The 18874-nt window shown below is 69.5% G+C and carries 15 protein-coding genes; 8 read left to right on the top strand and 7 right to left on the bottom strand.

Going from position 1 to position 18874, the window contains the following annotated elements:
• Window positions 1-82 precede the first annotated feature (82 nt).
• The 5 genes from ACTMVF_RS29425 (at window position 83) to ACTMVF_RS29445 (ending at window position 2938) form a co-directional block, all read left to right on the top strand.
• Window positions 83-469 (top strand): ArsR/SmtB family transcription factor, encoded by a 387-nt coding sequence (locus tag ACTMVF_RS29425; RefSeq protein WP_441274124.1) that lies wholly within the window; start codon window positions 83-85, stop codon window positions 467-469.
• Window positions 470-534: 65 nt separating this feature from the next.
• Entirely contained in the window at window positions 535-963 is a 429-nt protein-coding gene (locus ACTMVF_RS29430) for a GNAT family N-acetyltransferase (RefSeq protein WP_441274125.1), read from the top strand.
• A gap of 58 nt (window positions 964-1021) precedes the next feature.
• Window positions 1022-1357, top strand: coding sequence for an ArsR/SmtB family transcription factor (locus ACTMVF_RS29435; RefSeq protein WP_441274126.1), 336 nt, complete (start codon window positions 1022-1024; stop codon window positions 1355-1357).
• Window positions 1357-2076, top strand: coding sequence for a cation transporter (locus tag ACTMVF_RS29440; RefSeq protein ID WP_441274127.1), 720 nt, complete (start codon window positions 1357-1359; stop codon window positions 2074-2076). Before ACTMVF_RS29435 ends, ACTMVF_RS29440 begins: the two co-directional genes overlap by 1 nt.
• Window positions 2077-2152: 76 nt before the next feature.
• Window positions 2153-2938: a sulfite exporter TauE/SafE family protein gene (locus tag ACTMVF_RS29445; RefSeq protein WP_441274128.1), complete on the top strand. Its 786-nt coding sequence runs from the start codon at window positions 2153-2155 to the stop codon at window positions 2936-2938.
• 119 nt (window positions 2939-3057) lie between these two features.
• Here the strand turns inward: ACTMVF_RS29445 and ACTMVF_RS29450 are convergent, their stop codons facing one another.
• From ACTMVF_RS29450 to ACTMVF_RS29460, 3 genes are read right to left on the bottom strand one after another with little or no spacing between them, the layout of a single operon-like run.
• Window positions 3058-4113 carry an ArsO family NAD(P)H-dependent flavin-containing monooxygenase gene (locus tag ACTMVF_RS29450; protein WP_441274129.1) on the bottom strand — a complete coding sequence of 352 codons (1056 nt, stop codon included), beginning with the start codon at window positions 4111-4113 and terminating at the stop codon, window positions 3058-3060.
• On the bottom strand, window positions 4110-4916 hold the full coding sequence (locus ACTMVF_RS29455) for an aquaporin (protein ID WP_441274130.1): 807 nt from the start codon (window positions 4914-4916) through the stop codon (window positions 4110-4112). The genes ACTMVF_RS29450 and ACTMVF_RS29455 overlap by 4 nt, the downstream gene beginning before the upstream one ends.
• Window positions 4917-4952: 36 nt before the next feature.
• Window positions 4953-5267: an ArsR/SmtB family transcription factor gene (locus ACTMVF_RS29460; protein WP_441274131.1), complete on the bottom strand. Its 315-nt coding sequence runs from the start codon at window positions 5265-5267 to the stop codon at window positions 4953-4955.
• A gap of 102 nt (window positions 5268-5369) precedes the next feature.
• Here ACTMVF_RS29460 and ACTMVF_RS29465 point away from each other — a divergent pair, with 102 nt between their 5' ends.
• Complete coding sequence (locus tag ACTMVF_RS29465; RefSeq protein WP_441274132.1) at window positions 5370-5978, top strand: arsenate reductase/protein-tyrosine-phosphatase family protein; 609 nt, start codon at window positions 5370-5372, stop codon at window positions 5976-5978.
• Between the two features lie 48 nt (window positions 5979-6026).
• Window positions 6027-6446, top strand: a complete 420-nt coding sequence (locus ACTMVF_RS29470; RefSeq protein WP_441274133.1) for an arsenate reductase ArsC — start codon at window positions 6027-6029, stop codon at window positions 6444-6446.
• 871 nt (window positions 6447-7317) lie between these two features.
• On the opposite strand, the gene ACTMVF_RS29475 is transcribed toward ACTMVF_RS29470, so the two are convergent.
• From ACTMVF_RS29475 to ACTMVF_RS29490, 4 genes are all read right to left on the bottom strand, one after another.
• On the bottom strand, window positions 7318-7449 hold the full coding sequence (locus ACTMVF_RS29475) for a hypothetical protein (protein ID WP_441274264.1): 132 nt from the start codon (window positions 7447-7449) through the stop codon (window positions 7318-7320).
• Complete coding sequence (locus ACTMVF_RS29480) at window positions 7446-7592, bottom strand: hypothetical protein (RefSeq protein ID WP_441274273.1); 147 nt, start codon at window positions 7590-7592, stop codon at window positions 7446-7448. The genes ACTMVF_RS29475 and ACTMVF_RS29480 overlap by 4 nt, the downstream gene beginning before the upstream one ends.
• Before the next feature lie 1657 nt (window positions 7593-9249).
• Entirely contained in the window at window positions 9250-11265 is a 2016-nt protein-coding gene (locus tag ACTMVF_RS29485) for an AAA domain-containing protein (protein ID WP_441274134.1), read from the bottom strand.
• Entirely contained in the window at window positions 11262-12290 is a 1029-nt protein-coding gene (locus ACTMVF_RS29490) for an AAA domain-containing protein (protein ID WP_441274135.1), read from the bottom strand. The genes ACTMVF_RS29485 and ACTMVF_RS29490 overlap by 4 nt, the downstream gene beginning before the upstream one ends.
• Before the next feature lie 227 nt (window positions 12291-12517).
• Here ACTMVF_RS29490 and ACTMVF_RS29495 point away from each other — a divergent pair, with 227 nt between their 5' ends.
• A complete protein-coding gene (locus ACTMVF_RS29495; protein ID WP_441274136.1) occupies window positions 12518-18850 on the top strand; it encodes a protein kinase domain-containing protein in 6333 nt (2110 codons plus the stop codon).
• Window positions 18851-18874: the final 24 nt, after the last annotated feature.

Here is an 18874-nt window from a genome sequence, read left to right on the forward strand (position 1 = left end):
TAATCGACGACAATCGATGAGCCGGCCATGCGATCCCCTGCCACCCCTCGCCTACTAGTTCGACATGTGTCAACATAGATGCATGTCGAATACGAGGGTGCTGCCGCTGCTGGAACCCGAGGCCCCCGAGACCCCCGAGGCCGTGATGCCGTGCTGCCCTCCGCTCACGGAGCGCCCGCTGACCGCCGACGAGGCCGAGAAGACGGCCCGGATGTTCAAGGCGCTCGGCGACCCCGTGCGGCTGCGGCTGTTCTCGGCCGTGGCCTCACATGAGGGCGGCGAAGCGTGCGTGTGCGACATCTCCGACGTCGGCGTGTCCCAGCCGACCGTCTCCCACCACCTGAAGAAGCTCAAGGAAGCCGGCCTGCTCAGCTCCGAGCGGCGCGGCACCTGGGTGTACTACCGCGTCGAGCCGTCAGTGCTCGCCGCGATGGGCAAGCTGCTGACGAGCGCCTCGATCGCGGCTTAACTCTGTGCTCGACGCCGCGCACAACTGATTCGAGGCGCGGCTCAGCGACCGCACGGAGGCCGGACATGACCAACCTCGACGACGCTTACCGGCTGACCGTGGGTGTGCCGTCCACCGAGATCTATCGCCGCCTGCGCACCGAAGCCGGCCTCTCGGACAAGGCCCCCGAAGCGGTGGCGCTCGCCCTGCCCAACACCTGGCACGGGGTGGTCCTCCACCACGAGGAGGAGCCCATCGGCATGGGGCGGATCATCGGCGACGGCGGCACCGCGTTCCAGATCGTCGACATCTGCGTACTCCCCGCCCACCAGGGGCGCGGCCTCGGCAGACGCATCATGGCCGCGCTCACCGAGGAGCTGGAGCGCCGGGCGCCCGCCACGGCCTACGTCTCCCTCATCGCCGACGGGCCCGCGCGCTTCCTCTACGAGAAGTTCAGCTTCGCCGACACCGCCGAGCACGGCTCGATCGGCATGTACCGGGTGATGGGGGCCTGAGCTCGCCTTTCAACAGTCCAGACTTTCCTGAATTCAGGATTCTCTGTACTCTCATCGTGTGCTGACCGTTGCCTCAGAGATCGACGTGCTGGCCCGCTTCGGCCGCGCGCTCGCCGACCCCATCCGCTGCCGGATCCTGCTCGCCCTGCGCCAGGCGCCGGCCTACCCGGCCGATCTCGCCGATGCCCTCGGCATCTCCCGCACCCGGCTCTCCAATCACCTGGCCTGCCTGCGGGACTGCGGCCTGGTCGTCACCGTGCCCGACGGCCGCCGTACCCGCTACGAACTCGCCGACGAACGCCTCGGCCACGCCCTGGACGATCTGCGTGCCGCGGTGGTCGCGGTGGAGGCGGACAAGACCTGCCCGGACGGGGAGTCCGAGGGCTGCTGCTGATGACCGCGATATCCTTCGGCCCCTCCCCCGCCCGCCGTGATGCGCTGGCCCGCCGGATACGGCTGCTGATCGCCACGACCATCACCTACAACGCCATCGAGGCGGCCGTCGCCCTCACCGCCGGCACCCTCGCCTCGTCCACCGCCCTGATCGGCTTCGGCCTGGACTCCGTCATCGAGGTCTCTTCCGCCGCCGCGGTCGCCTGGCAGTTCTCCGCCCGCGAACACGCCGTACGCGAGGCGCGAGAGCAGACCACGCTGCGGATCATCTCGGTGTCGTTCTTCGCTCTCGCCGTCTACGTCGCCGTCGACGCCGTCCGTGCCCTGACCGGCACCGGCGACGCCGAGCACTCCCTGCCCGGCATCGTCCTTGCCGCCCTCTCCCTGGCGGTGATGCCGTTCCTGTCCGCGGCTCAGCGGCGTGCCGGACGTGAACTCGGCTCCGCCTCCGCGGTCGCCGACTCCAAACAGACCCTGCTGTGCACCTACCTCTCCGCCGTCCTCCTGATCGGCCTGCTCCTCAACGCCACCCTCGGCTGGTCCTGGGCCGACCCCATCGCCGCCCTGGCCATCGCCGTCATCGCGGCCAAAGAAGGACGCGACGCATGGCAGGGCAAAGGCTGCTGCGCCCCGACCACCGCACCCGCTTCCACCCCCTCGCACGGTGACGCGCTCGCGGACGCGTGCGGCTGCCGGCCAGGCTGCACCTGCTGCTCGTGAACATCGCGTTGCGGGAGGGACCCACAGCCGCTCGACACACCGATACTGACCAATCGGGCGACGGGCGGCGGCGACGGTGGACTGGACGGTGCCGGGCGGGCTGGCCTCCGGTCTGCTGATCGCGACCGTGACCGCCCCAGTCGGGGTGTCCGGCGCGGTGTTCCTCCTCCCGGTCCAGCTGAGCGTCTTCGGCGTACCCAACCCGGCTGTCACACCGACCAACCTGCTCTTCAACGTCGTCGCCGGACCCGGCGCCCTGTGGCGCTACCGCCACGACGGCGCCCTGCGCGGCGACCTCACCCGGCGCCTGGTGCTGGGCACGCTGCCCGGCGTCGCCCTCGGCGCCGCCGTCCGTGTCTACGCCCTCCCCGGCCCGGACGTCTTCCGGCTCCTGATCGCCACTCTGCTGCTGCCGCTCGGCTTGTGGCTGACCCTGCGCACCCTCACCCCCGGCCGCCATCGCCCGCCGCCCGCGGGCGAGTTGCCCGCACGCAGCCTCACCGCCCTCGCCCTGGCGGTCGGAGTCGTCGGCGGCATCTACGGCATCGGCGGCGGCTCCCTGCTCGGCCCGATCCTCGTCGGACGCGGCCTGCCCGTGGCCCGCGTCGCCCCGGCCGCGCTCGCCGCCACCTTCGCCACCTCCCTCGTCGGCGCCGCCGCCTACACGCTGCTGTCCCTCGCCAGCAGCGGAGACGTCGCCCCCGACTGGTGGCTCGGCCTCGCCTGCGGCACCGGCGGACTGATCGGCGGCTACCTCGGCGCCCGCCTCCAACCCCGCCTGCCCGAACGAGCCCTACGCCTCTTCCTCGGCACGCTCGCCACCGTCCTCGGCGCCCTGTACGCCGCCCAGACCCTGAACTGAGCCCCAGCGCAGGCAAGCCCCACACGGCCTCCGGGTCTGGCCCAGGAGGATCCGACGGACTCGCGGGCCTGCCGCTGAGACCGCTCAGCCTCGGTCACCGCGGACAGGCGGCCGGTGCCCTACGCGAGCAAGCCGGCGATCTCCCTGGCTGCCTCGCGGGCGGGGCGGCCGACGCCGATGAGGGTGGCAGAGGCGGGCCCGGTCCAGTCGCCGTAGCCGAGCAGGTGCAGGCGCGGCTCCTGGACTGCGCGGGTGCCCTCCGTGGCGATGTGCCCCCGTCGGCCGCGGAGTTGGAGCGGGGCCAGGTGGGACAGGGCGGGTCGGAAGCCCGTGCACCAGATGATCGCGTCGGCCTCGGCACGGGTACCGTCGGCCCATTCAACGCCGTCGGGAACCAGCCTGGCGAACATCGGGCTCGCCTTGAGCAGGCCCCGATCCCGAGCCTCGCGCACAGGCGGTACGGCGACGATGTCGCCGAGCGACGCCACGCCGCCCGTGTCCGTACTCCCCTCGTCGAGGGCGCGGCGGCGGGCGGTGGCCGCGTCGAACAGGGCACGGCCGTCGATGTCGTCGGCCAGATAGCGGGGCGGGCGCTGGGTGACCCAGGTCAGCTCGGCGTCGTAGGCCAGGTCGGCGGCGATCTGAGCACCGGAATTGCCACCACCGACCACCACGACGCGCTGCCCGGCGAAGTCACTCGGGTTGCGGTACTCCACCGTGTGCAGCTGACGCCCCTCGAACACCCCACGCCCTGGTACCGCGGGGAGGAAAGGGCGCCACCATGTGCCGGTCGCGCTGATCACGGCGCGGGCATGCCAGGTACCGGAGTCGGTCTCCACGCGCAGGAGTTCAGCGTCCCGGTGCACGCCGATCACCTGCACCGGTCGCTCGATCGGCAGCTCGTAGCGCTTCTCGTAGTCCCGCAGATACGCCACCACGTGGTCGGCATCCGGGTACTCCTCTCCCGTCTGCGGCGGCATGAGCCGTCCCGGCAGCGAGGAGAAAGCCGCAGGCGAGAAGAGGTGGAGCGAGTCCCACGTGTGCTGCCAGGCACCCCCTGCGGCAGCCTGGGCGTCGAGGATGACGAAGTCGATGCCGAGGCGGCGCAGGTGGTAACCGGCGGCGAGGCCGGACTGGCCGCCGCCAATCACCACCACGTGCGTACTACGGGTCATTCAGCGGACCGGCCATGCACGAAGATGAGCGCCACCAGCGCCAGACCGACGGCCCCGCCTACGAGTTGAGCTCCGATGAAGCCCAGCAGCGAGCCCGGCGCAATACCCGCGAACGTGTCGCTGAAGGTACGGCCGATCGTCACCGCCGGGTTGGCGAAGGACGTGGAGGACGTGAACCAGTACGCGGCGCCGATGTACGAGGCCACCGCCACCGGCGCGAACCGCAGCTGATTCGTGCGGGCCAGGCCGAAGATCAGCAGGATCAGCCCAGCGGTGGCCACCACCTCGCCCAGCAGCAGATGCCCGGCCGAGCGGTCGTGTGTCGACCACTCCACCAAGGGCTTGCCGAACATCGCGTCCGCCAGGATCGCGCCCGCGATCGCACCGACAACCTGTGCGGGGACGTACACCGCGACCTCGCGAGCCGTGACACCGTCGCCGCCCCGTCGGGCCGTCCACCACTCGGCCAGCGTGACCACTGGGTTGAAGTGCGCGCCTGACACCGGGCCGAGCAGCAGGATCAGGATGCCGAGCCCGAAGACGGTGGCGATCGAGTTGGCCAGCAACTGCACCCCCACGTCCTGCGTCAGCTCGGTCGCCTGGATGCCGGAGCCGACCACGACGGCGACCAAGAGAGCGGTGCCGAGGAGTTCGGCCGCGGCCCTGGAAGTCAGCGGGGTACGCGGCGGGGTGGCACCCGGCGCGGGCTGGGGCTCATGCCCGGAAGCGGCAGAGGCTGTGGCGGCTTCCCCGGCTCTGTCGTGCTCGGCTCTGTCGTGCTCGGCAGCCTCGGTGGCGGTCAACAGGACTCCTTCATTGCAGTCGCCGTAAGGCGGTGATCAGGGGCAGGACCGCTTGACGTTGTTCTCGGCGGCGGCGCGCGCGGTCTCCGCCAGGTCGGCGAACTGGCCCGCGAGGGCGGCGATGACGTCGGGCTTGAGCCGGTAGTAGGTGAACCGGCCACACGGCTCGGTCTCCACGACCCCGGCCTCGCGCAGCACCTTCAGATGGTTGGAGAGGTTGGTCTGCTTGGCCCCCGTCTCCTCGATCAGATGCGTGCTGCAGAGCGTCTCCCGGGCGAGCAGGGTGACGATCTGGAGGCGGAGCGGGTCCGCGAGAACCCGCATCAGATCAGTGTCGACTGACGTCATCATGGACTGATACTCTCACATCAGTCCAAGCTGATACCAGCCCGGACTGAACCCTGGGACCCGCATCCCCACGCCCGTGGAGCCCACGCCCCGAAGGGGATTCCCATGACCGCATCCACGCCCCCCGCCCTGCCAGACGAACGCCTGGCCTCCGACATCGCGAGCCTCGCCCTGCGCTACCGCGGGCACTTCTCGCCGGAGACCGTCCAGCGCCTCGTCATCGACTCCAACGAGCGTCTCGCCGAGCACGCCCGCGTCCGCACCCACCTGGTCGTGCCGGCCGAGCATCCGGCCACCGAGCGCCTAGACGCGCTTGCCCACCTCCAGGGCGCCCCGGGCAGCGGCCTGCCCCGCGTGATCTTCGGGTGCAGCCACAACGCCGGCCGCTCCCAGATGGCCGCGGCACCCCTCACCCACCGCGCCCGAGGCCACGTCACCGCCTCCTCCGCGCCGGTCGTTGCTCAGGTGCTGACCGAGGCGGGTGTGGATCTCACGGACGCGTTCCCCAAGCCGCTGACCGACGAGGTCGTGCAGGCCGCCGACATCGTCATCACCATGGGCTGTGGGGACGCCTGCCCGGTCGTGCCCGGCCGCCGCCACCTGGACTGGCCGGTCACCGACCCCGAGGACGCCCCGATCGCCATGGTCCGCGGTATCCGCGACGAGATCGACGCCCACATCACCGAACTGCTCGACTCGCCGGCGAGCACCTGAACCCCGTACCCGAACGACACTCTTGATCCGCTCACGAAGGAAGAACCCATGTCCTCCAGCCCGCTCGCCTCAGTGCTGTTCGTCTGCGTCCACAACGCCGGGCGCTCGCAGATGGCCGCTGGTTTCCTGACCCACCTCGCGGGCGACCGGATCGAGGTCCGCTCCGCCGGCTCCATCCCCGGAGACCAGGTCAACCCGTCCGCGGTCGAGGCGATGAAGGAGGTCGGCGTCGACATCTCCGCGGCCGAGCCGAAGATCCTGACCACCGAGGCCGTCCAGGCGTCCGACTACGTCATCACCATGGGCTGCGGCGACGCCTGCCCGATCTTCCCCGGCAAGAAGTACCTCGACTGGGCCCTGGAGGACCCGGCGGGCAAGGGTGTCGAGGCCGTCCGCCCCATCCGGGACGAGATCAAGACGCGCATCGAGGCCCTGATCGCCGAGATCGATGCGCAGCAGGGGGCGTGACTCCAGTGACTGAACGGAACCGACAGCACCGGCAGAGACGGCACGGCCCGGCCACCTGACCGCGCTCCTGCTCGAAGAGCTCCGGGTCGCTCAACAGCTGTCTGAACCGTTGGAGTCGCGCCTTGCGGTTGCTGATCAGCCGGATGTCTTCTTTTGTGAGGGCACCGCCGACAGTGGTCCTGGCCGACCAGGAGCCGAGCCAACTCGGCTTCGTCGTCGCGGACCAGCCGCAGACTGCTTTCGGGGACCAGCCTTGGTCTTGCCTTCCTCCACAGTTTGGTCCTGAGCGTGGCCACCTGCGGCCGGTCGTCGAGGAGGAATTCTGTGATCAGACGACTGCTGCGGGTGTCGTAGAAGTAGGGAAGTCCGGTGCCACGGATCTCAAGGTCCGAGAAGTCCTGCCGTGTGACGTCGAACTCCGGATTCAGCAAATCGATGTGGAGACGCCGAGCGATGGGCGGATCGGGCTCGGCCGTCTGGTTCCTCCAGTCCGGCGGTACAGCCGGCATGGGCCCTGTGTCGCCTTCGGCCACGAGGGACTGAACATCTTCGCGTTGGACCCTGGTGAGCACGGATTCCAGCCGCTGCCAGATCGCGTCGGTGACCGCTGCTGTGAACGCGGCAGCAACACGCGATCCACGGTGAGGACGGCAGGAGGCTGTACGTCAGCCCGAGAACGAGGTCGAGTTTGCCGGTGTCGTAGTCTGCGAGCGGCAGCGAGACCACGGGGCCAGTGGGCTGTGTGGGAACCGCCTTGTAGATCGGCCGCCCCGACAGGAACTCAAGAGGCGCGGAAGGCCCAGCCGTCCGGCCCGAGGAGGCGGTTCAGCTCCCCCACACGTCGGGATGACTGGTCGACATCGGGCTGTACCTATGGATGAACGAGCCGCGCCAGGGAGGCGAGAAGCACTTCATCTGGGCCACCGAGCAGTTGGAAGCGTGGGTCGCCGAAGACCCAGTCATCCGGCAAGTCCGATGGATTGTTGACTCGGTGCTGGACTATGTCACCACGCGCCGTCGTGAACCGGGAGTCCGTGGAGCCAGCCCGTCCAGGTCGTACAGGTCGTACAGGCTCTCCAGGAAGTCGATCTCGTCGAGCCGCCCCCACCAAGGGCCGCCCCGGCCGCGCAAGTAGTCAAAAATCACGTCGCGTCACCGCCGTGATCCTCGGTGTGCTTTGCCATACCAACAAGGGTTCGGCCTGAGTCGTGGCCCCAGGATGAGCGTACGTCGACTCGCACGGAGGGCTATTGGGGACACTTGGATCTCTCGGTTCAAGCGAGTGGCGGCGTCATCCCGGCCTCCAACGTGGCGAGGTCTGTCACTGACGCTCGCCCAAACCGGCGTGCTGCACCCCGCGTCGATCTGACCGACCTGTGCTCCAGCCGCCATCCATCGGCCAACGCAGGGGCCCATTTTCGCTGAAGAGCCACCCGTTCCCCCGTCGCTACAGGCGACCTGGCCAGCACCCTCAACACACCTGACACCCCATCAGAACAAGCGTCAAATGAGCGTCCTTTCAGCGTCAAGACATCGCTCGTTACGCCCACACTGCACATAACGCGCACGCGCAAAACCCCAGGTCAGGAGCCCTTCTTGGCAGGCTCCAAAATAGCCACGCACTCCACATGACGAGTCAATGGGCACGAGCGTGAAACAGCCGAAAGGCGATCTGCGCAGGTCAGTGAAGCGCAGCCACTCAGCGTGGCAGGTCACGGGCCTCACTGGTCTTCCAGGACATTTGAGTATCATTCAGATGGGCGCCCCCACCCCTTCCCGACCAGGAAGAACCCAGGTCGGGGCAGATGTGGCGGCACCTCCGGGACGACTCAGGGACATCTGGCCTCGATCGAAGTGCTCCAAACCGGCTTACCTCACGAATGACACCTGGTCCCGCCTCCCGTTCTGTACGTGTCCATACGCCACATTCCGCTCCTACGGAACGACGAGGCCAAACTTGGCCCCAACAGGTGACGACGAATGGGACACACCCGTGAAACGACGGCATCCAGCGCCTTCGCCTGGGCAGCAGACGTTCCCAGGGCTATGAGTGACGCAGATCAACCAATCCCGTCCAGCTCAGCAAGGGGCGCTGATATAGCGAGACTTCGCGCCACAAAGGTCATGTGCTGAAGGTTTCGACCCGATTCCAGACGGAATCGTTGCCCGGCTGACGCTGCCCTGGGTCCGGTCGCGCAGCCACCTCTCCCCCCGCACCCGCCTCTGGACCCCGGGAGTCCGCAAGGCGAGTGAGGCATCGTGCGGCCTTCCGATTGGCAAGCCAGGTCCAGCAATGCGCGAACCCCGTCGTGCCGTCGTTCCACTCGCCGGGACTCCGTATGCGCATACGGAGTCCCTCCTCACGTCGTCGTGCCACGGCGAGGGCCAAGGACTGCTGCGCGGCTGGAAGCCCCGGTTCGGTGACGGGCCGCAGGCTGCGGTCTTCCCACCACTCAGGGATGAGAGCGTGGGACAAACCTTGACTTCGGTCTCATCGACGAACGGCGCACCCAGCCAGCCGAATCCGTAACGCTGTGCGGTGGTGACGTCACCGGCGTCCTTGCGGATCCGCTGGGCCAGCCAGCCCTCGGTAGGCGGACATGGCATGCGCCCGAGTCGGCAACACCGGAACGTACAGCGGTACGGACATGGCGTCCCCCTCGGCGCTGCCCGTGCGCGGTTTCCTTCACGTCCCTTCAGAGTGAGACCTTCCAAGGGGCCCGGAAAGGGCTCCAATCGGCCAACACGCGCCGGTACGCCCTCAGGACGTGCATCTCACCCGGCATGACCGCACGGGACGCGCTCAGGAATCTCCATCCGTGCGGTCCGGCAACCATCTGGACGCCTGTTCGCGGCTGACGCGATCCGTGTCCACGTACCACTGCTTGCGTCGGCTGTCCCACCGCGCACCGAGCAACCGCTTCGCCTCGTCCTTCTCGGCATAAGGAACGTTCAGGTAGAGCCGACTCCCGTGCCGGGGCGTGCCCGGATCCGGCGAGGGTCGGGAGGCCCTCGGATTCCACGCGGCGCGCTCCTTGCGGGCTCGCTCGATCACGCGTCCCACCCGTTGGCACGCGGCGGGGTCCGTGAGACGCATCATCAGATCTGTCGGGCCCGAGTTCGCCAGCAAGTTGAGCGACCCGTGCCACAGGACCGCGGCATCGAGAATGAGCACTTTCTCGTGCATGCGGTCGCGGAACTCCACCTGGCAGCCTGCCGCGTGCAGTTCCTGGACGAGTCCGCGGACACGTTCCACGGCTGCGTCCGAGGTCTGCTCCTCCGGCGGCCGGGTACGGACGGTCACACTGACTCCGTCCGCCACTCGTTTGGCCAGCCGCGTCGACCAGGCCCGTACAGGCCGTGGGTCGATGAAGGGGCAGTAGACCTCGATGCTGTTCCTGGCCCGGTCGATGTCCCAGCTCACGGCGCGAGGCACCTCGTCGGCCGGAAAGAACGCCGGCCGGGCGAGTTCTTCCTCGGACAGGGATGCGAGTTGCGCGGCTTCCCGCACGGGGATGAGCTGGTCGACTGAGATGCACTTGGCGTGCGCTTCGAGATGGTCGAGCATCCGGCGCGCTTCGCTGGTCGCGGACAGGTGCTGCCGCAGATGCTCGACGTCCGCGATGACGATGAGATGGTCCTGTGCCCGGCTGAGCGCGACGTTGAGCAAGCGGCAGGTGTTCGAGGACAGCCCCGCGCCCTGGAAGAAGTAGCCAGGCTGAGTGCCGGCCCCTGCCGTCGTGTCCAGGATGACAATGGGGCGCTGGCTGCCCTGGAAGCGGTGCACGGTGTCGACCAGGCCTTCGAACTGTTCACCGAAGCGGTAGCCGAGGCTGCTCTTGAGCGCCTGGACCTGCCTGCGATACGGGGCGATCACAGCGAGGCGATCGGTTGCCCTCTCCCCGACCGGTACGTCGTCCCACTTGCGGCCGGGCAGCACGCCCTCGTACTGAAGCCCGCGGACAAGTTCGTGTACGGCGGCCTCATGAACGGTGTTGGTCTGGTGGTCCCGGCCACGGATGCGCTGATGAGAGGTGTCCACGAGGATCAGTGGTGCGTCGACCAGCCCGTTGAAGGGAATGCGCGAGGCGTCGTCGCGGCCTGTCTTCAGTGGTGCGTCCGGGTAGGCGACCGTGTTCACCAGGTCGCAGATCGCGCTGCGCATGCGGTACTGGGTGTCGAGTGCCACGAGCCGCGCATCCGGCAGCACCGATCCGCCTGCGCTCACCAGCCCAGCGCTGTGGAACACGTCCCGGGCCGTCCACTGGCGTGCGTGCTCCCGCTCGGCATCCGTTGCCTTGCGGTCGGTGTCCCCCTTCGTCACCGCCGGCAGCTGGCGGAAGTCCCCGGCGAACACGATCCGCTTTCCTGCCAGCCCGGCGGCGTACCAGGCGGACGGCAGATTGACCATCCCGGCCTCGTCGACGACGACCACGTCCACGCGGTCGAGCAGTTTGCGCACCTGCACAGCCATGGTGGCCGTCGCACCGAGTACCCGGCACTTCGAGCGCACGGTCTCCGTGATCCTCCTGCGCTGTTCCTCCAGTTCGCCGATCTGCTGCTGGAGGTGCTCGGCCTGGGACAGCAGAGTCGAGCGTGCGGGCAGCCCGGCGAGCCTCGGCTGCTCGGCCGCGAGGGCCCCTTCCAGCCTCTCCACCTGGATCCCGGCCCGTCGCGCGTCACGTTCCGCCGCCGCGAGGCCCGTCGACGCCTGCTGGACTTCGATGCGGGCCTGGCCGAGAGCGGCCTGCGCCTTGTCGAGCAGCGCCTGCTTACGGCCGGCGAAGATGCCGCTCGGGGCCCCTGTCTTCCTGATCACTTCCTCTTGCGCGGCAATGACGGATCGAGCGGTGCTCTGAGCCTGGATGTGCCTTTTCCGCCTGGTGTCCGCATCGGTGTGAGCACGCCGAACATCGGCGAGATCGGGAGCCCACCCACCCTGTCGTGGACGGCGATGCCTTCCCGCGTGTGCTGGAGGGCCTTGGCGAGCTGCGCGAGGGACTCGTCGAGGTGGGCGCTCAGTCGTGCCGCGATCCGCTCGGCGTCGACCTGGTCGCCGTACTTGTCCCGCAGCGAGGGGACGGCTATGTCCCCCGCGCGCTGCACGAGCCCACCGTCGAACCCGTCCTCTCCGGAAAGCAGTTCGCATATGCGTTCCAGCGCCTGGTCCACGGCGACCTTGGTGGGAGCCAGGAAGAGCACAGAGTGCCCCTGGCGGTAGGACCCTTCGATGATGTGTCCGACGACTTCACTCTTCCCTGTCCCGGGTGGGCCCCAAAGGAACAGCACCTCACCGGCGAGTGCTTGCTCCACCGCCTGGCGCTGACGAGGGTTGAGTTTGAGAGACGCCCAGTCGGCGACCCATTGGGCCGTGACACCTCGGCCCCTGCCCAGCTGCGGAGCGCCTCGTCCGAGGGCCCAGGACGCTCGATCCACCCGGACGGGGTGATTCGGCCGGCCCACGGCCTCCAGCCGTTCCGCGAGAACACGCCAGGGTGCTGCGTCGTCCTCCCGGATCTGCACATGGGCGGGCATTGCTCCGAGGTCCGCCTCGGTCACGACGCGGACTTTCCCTTCGGGCATGCGCGACACCTCCGCCGGTGTCCACGCGCCCACCGAACGCGACGCCCGCACCAGCGCGGCCCTGCCGTCGAGTCCGTCCAGCCACCTCTCGCAGTCGAACAGGTACTCGTGCCGACCGTCGGCAGTGGCTACCCTGCGCCCAGCAGAGAGCGAAACCTTGCCGCCTTCCTTGCCGTCGCCGCGCAGTTCAGCCGCGACTTCCAGGCGCGCCGCCGCCAGCAGCTCCTTCACCGGATACGGCAGTCCCTCGACGTCGTTCAATACCGCCCCCTGTCGCCCCACGAACCGGGCCTCCCATGAGGCCTGCGCCGAAAAGGGCGACCCCAAGCTCGACGAACAGAGGAGCGAGCATCTTCGGCCAGAGACAGGAGAGCGGACATCCGTTGACACCGTCAACGCGAAGGCATCATGCTCGTCAACAAGGTGACGGTATACGCTCCCTACGGGACGTACCCACCTTGTAGCGACGGGTGAAGCGGGGAGGGCCAGTGGGCCTGGAGACGGTCGACGGACGGTTCCGGATCTCGGGGATTCTGGGGCGCGGGAACATGGGCGAGGTGCGCCGGGCCGAAGACCTTCGGGCCGCCCCGGACTCCCCGTACCGGGAGGTCGCCGTCAAGACCGTGTTGCGCAGCCGGACCGGAATCGCCGTCGACGCCTCGGGGTCCGGGAAGGAGATCGACCGCTTCCGCCGCGAAGTGCGGATCATGCGCATGCTCTCCAAGGGCCATCCCAATCTCACCCTGCTGATCGACGGCGGCGTGGACCAGGCACCGCCCGGCAGTGGCCTGCCCTACCTGGCCATGGAGCTGCTGGACGGTCATCCGCTCGCGGACCTCATCGACGAGGAGCCCCAGCTGCCGGTCTCCTGGGTCGCCGCCATCGGGGCGCAGATCGCCGCCGGTCTCGCCGCCGCCCACACCGCTGGGGTCGTCCACCGCGATCTGAAGCCAGCCAACGCCATGCTGACCCGCGACGGCACCGTGAAGGTCCTCGACTTCGGCATGGGTTCGGTCGTCGACGATCCCGACCAGACACGGCTGACCAGCACGGGCGTCAGCGTCGGCACGGCCCGCTACATGGCACCCGAGCAGTTCCGTGCCGAGCACGTCTCCGCGTCGGCCGACCTGTACGCACTCGGCTGCATCCTGTACGAGTTGCTGATCGGCCGGCCGCCGTTCTCCGCCCGAACCCCCTACGAGCTCTCCGAGCAGCACCAGCACGAGGAGCCGCCGCGGCTGACTCTGGTGCGCCCCGACCTGCCGGCCGAGCTGGTCCGGCTGGTGGACCGCCTCCTGGAGAAGGACGCCGAGCACCGGCCCGAGAACGCAGCCCTGGTCCGTGAGGCACTGGTCCCGCTCGCGTTCGCGCCGGACGACACGGCCGCGCTGCTGGCTCCGCACTGGCAGGCGATGGACCCGGTGGCGCGGCTGCGCGCCCTGCTCCCGGAGCCTGCCCCGGCCGCGCCCGCCCCCGTGCCGCGCAGGGAGCCGCGCCTGCCCGAGGCGATGGACGTCTTCGGTATCCATGCCGATCTGATCAGCGAGTACGAGGACTTCACCAAGAGCGCGACGGTGATTCGCGACGCCCGGATCGAAAGCTTCGTCAAGGAGGACCTGGCGGCGAAGTCGCAGTGGCCCGACCCGTGGCTGTCGCTGAACCCGTTCTTCGCCGACGGCGGCCAGGTCACCGACCTCGTACGGGACGGGATGCTGCACCCGAAGTGCGCGGAGATCTTCCAGGCCAGCAAAAAGGAGACCTCGCCCCGCCCGGACGGCCGGCCCCTGACCTTCCATCTGCACCAGCGGCAGGCGATCGAGGCCGCGCAGGCGGGTGACTCCTATGTGCTGACCACGGGCACCGGTTCCGGCAAGTCGCTGTCGTACATCGTCCCGATCGTGCACCACGTGCTGAAGGAGCGTCAGGCGGCGGGAGCGGACGCGGGCGGCCGGGTCCGCGCGATCGTCGTCTACCCGATGAACGCGCTGGCCAACTCGCAGCTGGGCGAGCTGGAGAAGTACCTGCGCCACGGATTCGGCAAGGGCCGTGAACCGGTCACCTTCGCCCGCTACACCGGCCAGGAGTCCACCGAGGAGCGCCGCGAGCTGCGCAAGAACCCTCCGGACATCCTGCTCACCAACTACGTGATGCTGGAGCTGATGCTGACCCGGCCGGACGACCGGTCCAGTCTGATCCGCATGGCGGAGGGGCTGCAGTTCCTCGTCTTCGACGAGCTGCACACCTACCGGGGCCGGCAGGGTGCGGACGTGGCCTTCCTGATCCGCCGGGTGCGTGAGGCCTGCCGGGCATCGGCGACCCTCCAGTGCATCGGCACCTCGGCGACCATGTCCACCGAGGGCTCCTGGGAGGACCAGCGGCGTGAGGTGGCCAAGGTGGCCACAAGGCTGTTCGGTACGACTGTGCTGCCGAAGCGGGTCATCGGCGAGACCCTGGTCCGGGCGACCGAGGAGGCCCCCGGGACCGTGCCCGCCGAGCGGTTGCGGGTGCCGGCGGCGCCCCGCTCGTACGAGGCGCTGACAAAGGACCCGCTCGCCCGCTGGGTGGAGTCCCGGTTCGGTCTGGAGCGGGAGAAGGGGACAGAACGGCTGCGCCGCTGTGCCCCGGACACCGTCGAGCAGGCGGCGGCCGAGCTGGCCGCACAGTCCGGGGTACCGGAGGAGAGCGTGCGCGAGGCGATCCGGACGACCCTGGAGGCGGGTGCGCAGGCCAAGCATCCGGTGACGGAGCGGCCCCTGTTCGCGTTCCGGCTGCACCAGTTCCTCTCCAAGGGCGACACCGTCTACACGACGCTCGAGGATCCGCTGACCCGGCCGCTCACGCGCACCTACCAGCTGGAGCAGCCGGACAGCGACGGCAAGCCGCTGTTCCCGCTGGCGTTCTGCCGTGAGTGCGGCCAGGAGTATCTGACCGTCTGGCGTACGGAGGACGGCGGCGCGTTCCGGTACGAGCCGCGTCGGGACACCTCCGCCTCCGGGGGACGCGCGGGCGAGGGCTACTTGTACCTGGGCATGCCCGGGGAGGACTACGAGTGGCCGGCCGATCCGCAGAAGGCCGTGGACGACCGGCGGTTGCCGGAGTCGTGGCTGGAGCGGGACGGAAACGACGTGACGGTCGTCAAGAAGTCCTACCGGCCCCGGCTGCCGAAGCGGGTCGTCGTGGACGCCCACGGGAACGAGTCGGGTGAGGGGCTGGTCGCGGCGTTCGTCCCGGCGCCCTTCCTGTTCTGTGTGCACTGCCAGGTCTCCTACGAGCAGACCCGTGGCCGGGACTTCGCCAAGCTGGCCACCCTGGATCAGGAGGGCCGTTCCTCGGCGACCTCGCTGATCTCCGCGTCGATCGTGAAGTCCCTCCGGGCGGTGCCGGAGGAGAGCCTGGGCAAGGAGGCGCGCAAACTCCTCACCTTCGTCGACAACCGGCAGGACGCCTCGCTGCAGGCCGGACACTTCAACGACTTCGCCCAGGTGACCCAGCTGCGCGGCGCCCTCTACCAGGCCGCGGTGCGAGCCGGTGAGGAGGGGCTGCGCCACGACGACCTCGCCGAGGCCGTCACCGAGGTGATGGGCCTGACGCCCAACGAGTACGCGCCCGGCACGGACCTGGCTCCGTCCATGGAGCGCCGGGCCACGAAGACCTTCCGGGACGTCGTGGGGTACCGCCTCTACCGGGACCTGGAGCGCGGTTGGCGGATCACGATGCCGAACCTGGAGCAGACGGGGCTGCTGCGCATCGACTACGAGGATCTGGAGTGGATCGCCGCCCACCCCGAGCGCTGGCGGTCGGCGCACGCAGTGCTGCGCGACGCCGACCCGGCGCTGCGTGAGGAGGTCGCCCGTACGCTGCTCGACTTCATGCGGCGTGCCCTCGCGATCGATGTGCAGTACTTCCGCGACGACTTCGACACCCTTCAGCGGGCGAGCGAGGAGCGTCTCACGGGGGCGTGGGTGCTCAGCGAGAGCGACCAGCCGACGGTCGGAACGGCCTATCCGTACGGTTCGCGGCCGGGTATGGAGCGCTCCGCGCTGTTCCTGTCGGCCCGCGGCAAGTTCGGCAAGTACCTTCGGCGCAACATCCCCGAGCTGCGCGACCTTCCGCTGGACGATGTCCAGTGCGTCATCGAGGATCTGCTGAAGGTGCTGCACGGCGAGGACCTGGTGCGTGAGGTGGACGCGACCCCCGAGCAGTCCGGCCCCGCCTACCGCCGCCGTGCCGCGCAGAAGCGCACCGGTTACCGGGTCTCCGCCGCTCACCTGATCTGGCGGGCCGGCAACGGCGAGCGGGGCGCGGTCGACCCGCTGGCCCGCACCTACAGCAGCGGCGAGGGCCCGCGCGTCAACCCGTTCTTCCGCGACCTGTACCGGACGGCCGCCGCCGAGCTGGCCGGTCTGTACGCACGGGAGCACACCGCTCAGGTCCTCCCGGAGGACCGGCTGGAGCGCGAGGAGCAGTTCCGCAAGGCCGAACTGCCCTTGCTGTACTGCTCGCCGACGATGGAGCTGGGCGTGGACATCTCCTCGCTCAACGCCGTGCTGATGCGTAATGTGCCGCCGACCCCGGCGAACTACGCGCAGCGCTCGGGCCGTGCGGGCCGTTCCGGGCAGCCCGCGCTGGTGACGACGTACTGCGCGACGGGCAACAGCCACGACCAGTACTACTTCCGCCGCTCCCAGGACATGGTGTCGGGTCAGGTCGCCCCGCCGCGTCTGGACCTGGCCAACGAGGATCTGGTCCGCTCCCACCTGCAGGGCATCTGGCTGGCGGAGACCGAGATGAAGCTCGGCACCGCGATCCCGGAGGTCGTCGACGTCGCGTACGACCCCGAGGGCACCGACCGGCCCGATCCGCAGATGACGTTGCCGCTGCGTGCGGAGGTCCGTGACCGGTCCCTGGACGAGGACGCCCGCAGACGCGCCGCCGTCACCGCTCGTACCGTTCTCGCGCCGCTGATCGCGGACTTCGAGGCGACGACGTGGTGGTACGACGAGTGGATCGAGGACCGGATCGAGCGGGCCCCGCAGGAGTTCGACGCCGCCTTCGACCGGTGGCGCCAGCTGTTCCGGGCGGCCGTCATCGATCAGTACGAGCAGAACAAGCGCGTCGTCGACCACACCCTCTCGCAGGGCGAGCAGAGCCGGGCGCGCAGCCGCCGCCGGGAGGCGGAGACTCAGACCAACCTGTTGCTGAACCGCTCGGTCGACAGCAAGTCGGTGATGAGCGACTTCAATCCGTACCGCTATCTGGCGTCCGAGGGGTTCCTGCCCGGCTACAGCTTCCCGCGGCTGCCGCTGGCCGCGTACATCCCGCGCTCCGGCAACCGCCGCAACGCCGACGGCGACTACCTCCAGCGCCCCCGGTTCCTCGCGATCCGCGAGTTCGGCCCAGGCGCGCTTATTTACCACGAGGGCGCCCGCTATCAGGTCACCCGGGTGCAGTTGCCGCCGGACGCCTCGGGCGAGCTGGCGACCGCGGAGGCCAGGCGCTGCGCGGGCTGCGGCTACCACTACGCGGTCAAGCCCGGCACCGACCAGTGCGACATGTGCAAGGAGCAGTTGAGCGCGAAGCGCACCGGTCTGCTCCACCTGCACACCGTGTACACCACGCCGCGCGAGCGGATCTCCTCGGACGAGGAGGAGCGCCGCAGGGCCGGTTTCCGTCTGGAGACCTCGTACGCGTTCCAGGACCACGGGGCCCGCAAGGGGCGCCTGACCTCGCATGTCGCCGATCACGACGGGGTGCCCGTCCTCGATCTGGACTACGGCGACTCGGCGACCGTGCGCATCACCAACCTCGGCCGGGTCCGCGACAAGGAGAACGAGCCGGACGGCTACTGGCTGGACCTGGGCGACGGCCGCTGGCTCAACGACCGGGCCGCCGCGGACGCCATCGAGGGCACCGGCATGCCCGTGGTCGACGAGGACGGCAACGAGAAGCGCCGCAAGAAGCGGGTGCTGCCCTTCGTGGAGGACCGCCGCAACATTCTCGTGGTCACCCTGGAGGAGCCGCTGCCCGAGCCGGTCGCGCTGTCGTTCCTTTATGCGCTGGAGCGGGGCATCGAGGCGGCGTTCGAGCTGGAGGACTCCGAGCTGACGGCGGAGCTGCTGCCACCGGACGAAGGGCCGCGCCGCCGCATGCTGTTCACGGAGGCCGCCGAGGGCGGTGCCGGCGTGCTGCGCCGGATCCAGCACGACAAGGGCGCCCTCGCCGAGGCGGCCAGGACGGCCCTGGAGATCTGCCACTTCGACCCGGAGACCGGCGAGGACGAGGGCGGCCCCACGGACGACGAGAAGTGCGCCCGCGGCTGCTACGCCTGCCTGCTGACCTACGCCAACCAGACGCACCACCGCCAGCTGAGCCGGCACGCCGCCCAGCCGCTGCTGCTGCGGCTGGCCGAGGCCCGTACCGAGCGGGAGGACCGCGGCGAGTCCCGCAGCGAGCGCTTCCGCAGGCTGGCCCCGGCCACCGCGTCCCCGAGTGCCTCGCCGACCCCGGTGGAGGCCGATCTGGCGGCCCTCGTCGCGGGCGGTGACCTGCTCGGCTGGCTGAAGGCGAAGGGCTACCGGCTGCCGGACGAGGCCAATGTCCTCGTCCCGGAAGCGGGGGCATGCCCCGATCTCGTCTTCCGGCTGGACGGCGCCAACCTCGCCGTGTTCGTCGACGTCCCCGGCCACACGCCCGACTCCAGCCGCGACATCGAGGCCGGGTACCGCCTGGAGGAGCGGGGCTGGGATGTCCTGCGGTTCCCGACGGACGCGGACTGGGACGCCATCGCCGACCTCAACTCCACCTATTTCCACCTCCGTTGACCGCTCCGCCGCCCACTTCCACGA

Origin of the sequence: Streptomyces sp. SD31 (genome assembly GCF_052068475.1) — a bacterium.
Taxonomy (GTDB): Bacteria; Actinomycetota; Actinomycetes; order Streptomycetales; family Streptomycetaceae; genus Streptomyces.

Bases quoted from the DNA above. Each gene is read 5' to 3' on its own strand.
- ACTMVF_RS29425 (WP_441274124.1), top strand. From the start codon at position 83: ATGTCGAATACGAGGGTGCTGCCGCTGCTGGAACCCGAGGCCCCCGAG.
- ACTMVF_RS29430 (WP_441274125.1), top strand. From the start codon at position 535: ATGACCAACCTCGACGACGCTTACCGGCTGACCGTGGGTGTGCCGTCC.
- ACTMVF_RS29440 (WP_441274127.1), top strand. From the start codon at position 1,357: ATGACCGCGATATCCTTCGGCCCCTCCCCCGCCCGCCGTGATGCGCTG.
- ACTMVF_RS29450 (WP_441274129.1), bottom strand. From the start codon at position 4,113: ATGACCCGTAGTACGCACGTGGTGGTGATTGGCGGCGGCCAGTCCGGC.
- ACTMVF_RS29460 (WP_441274131.1), bottom strand. From the start codon at position 5,267: ATGATGACGTCAGTCGACACTGATCTGATGCGGGTTCTCGCGGACCCG.
- ACTMVF_RS29465 (WP_441274132.1), top strand. From the start codon at position 5,370: ATGACCGCATCCACGCCCCCCGCCCTGCCAGACGAACGCCTGGCCTCC.
- ACTMVF_RS29470 (WP_441274133.1), top strand. From the start codon at position 6,027: ATGTCCTCCAGCCCGCTCGCCTCAGTGCTGTTCGTCTGCGTCCACAAC.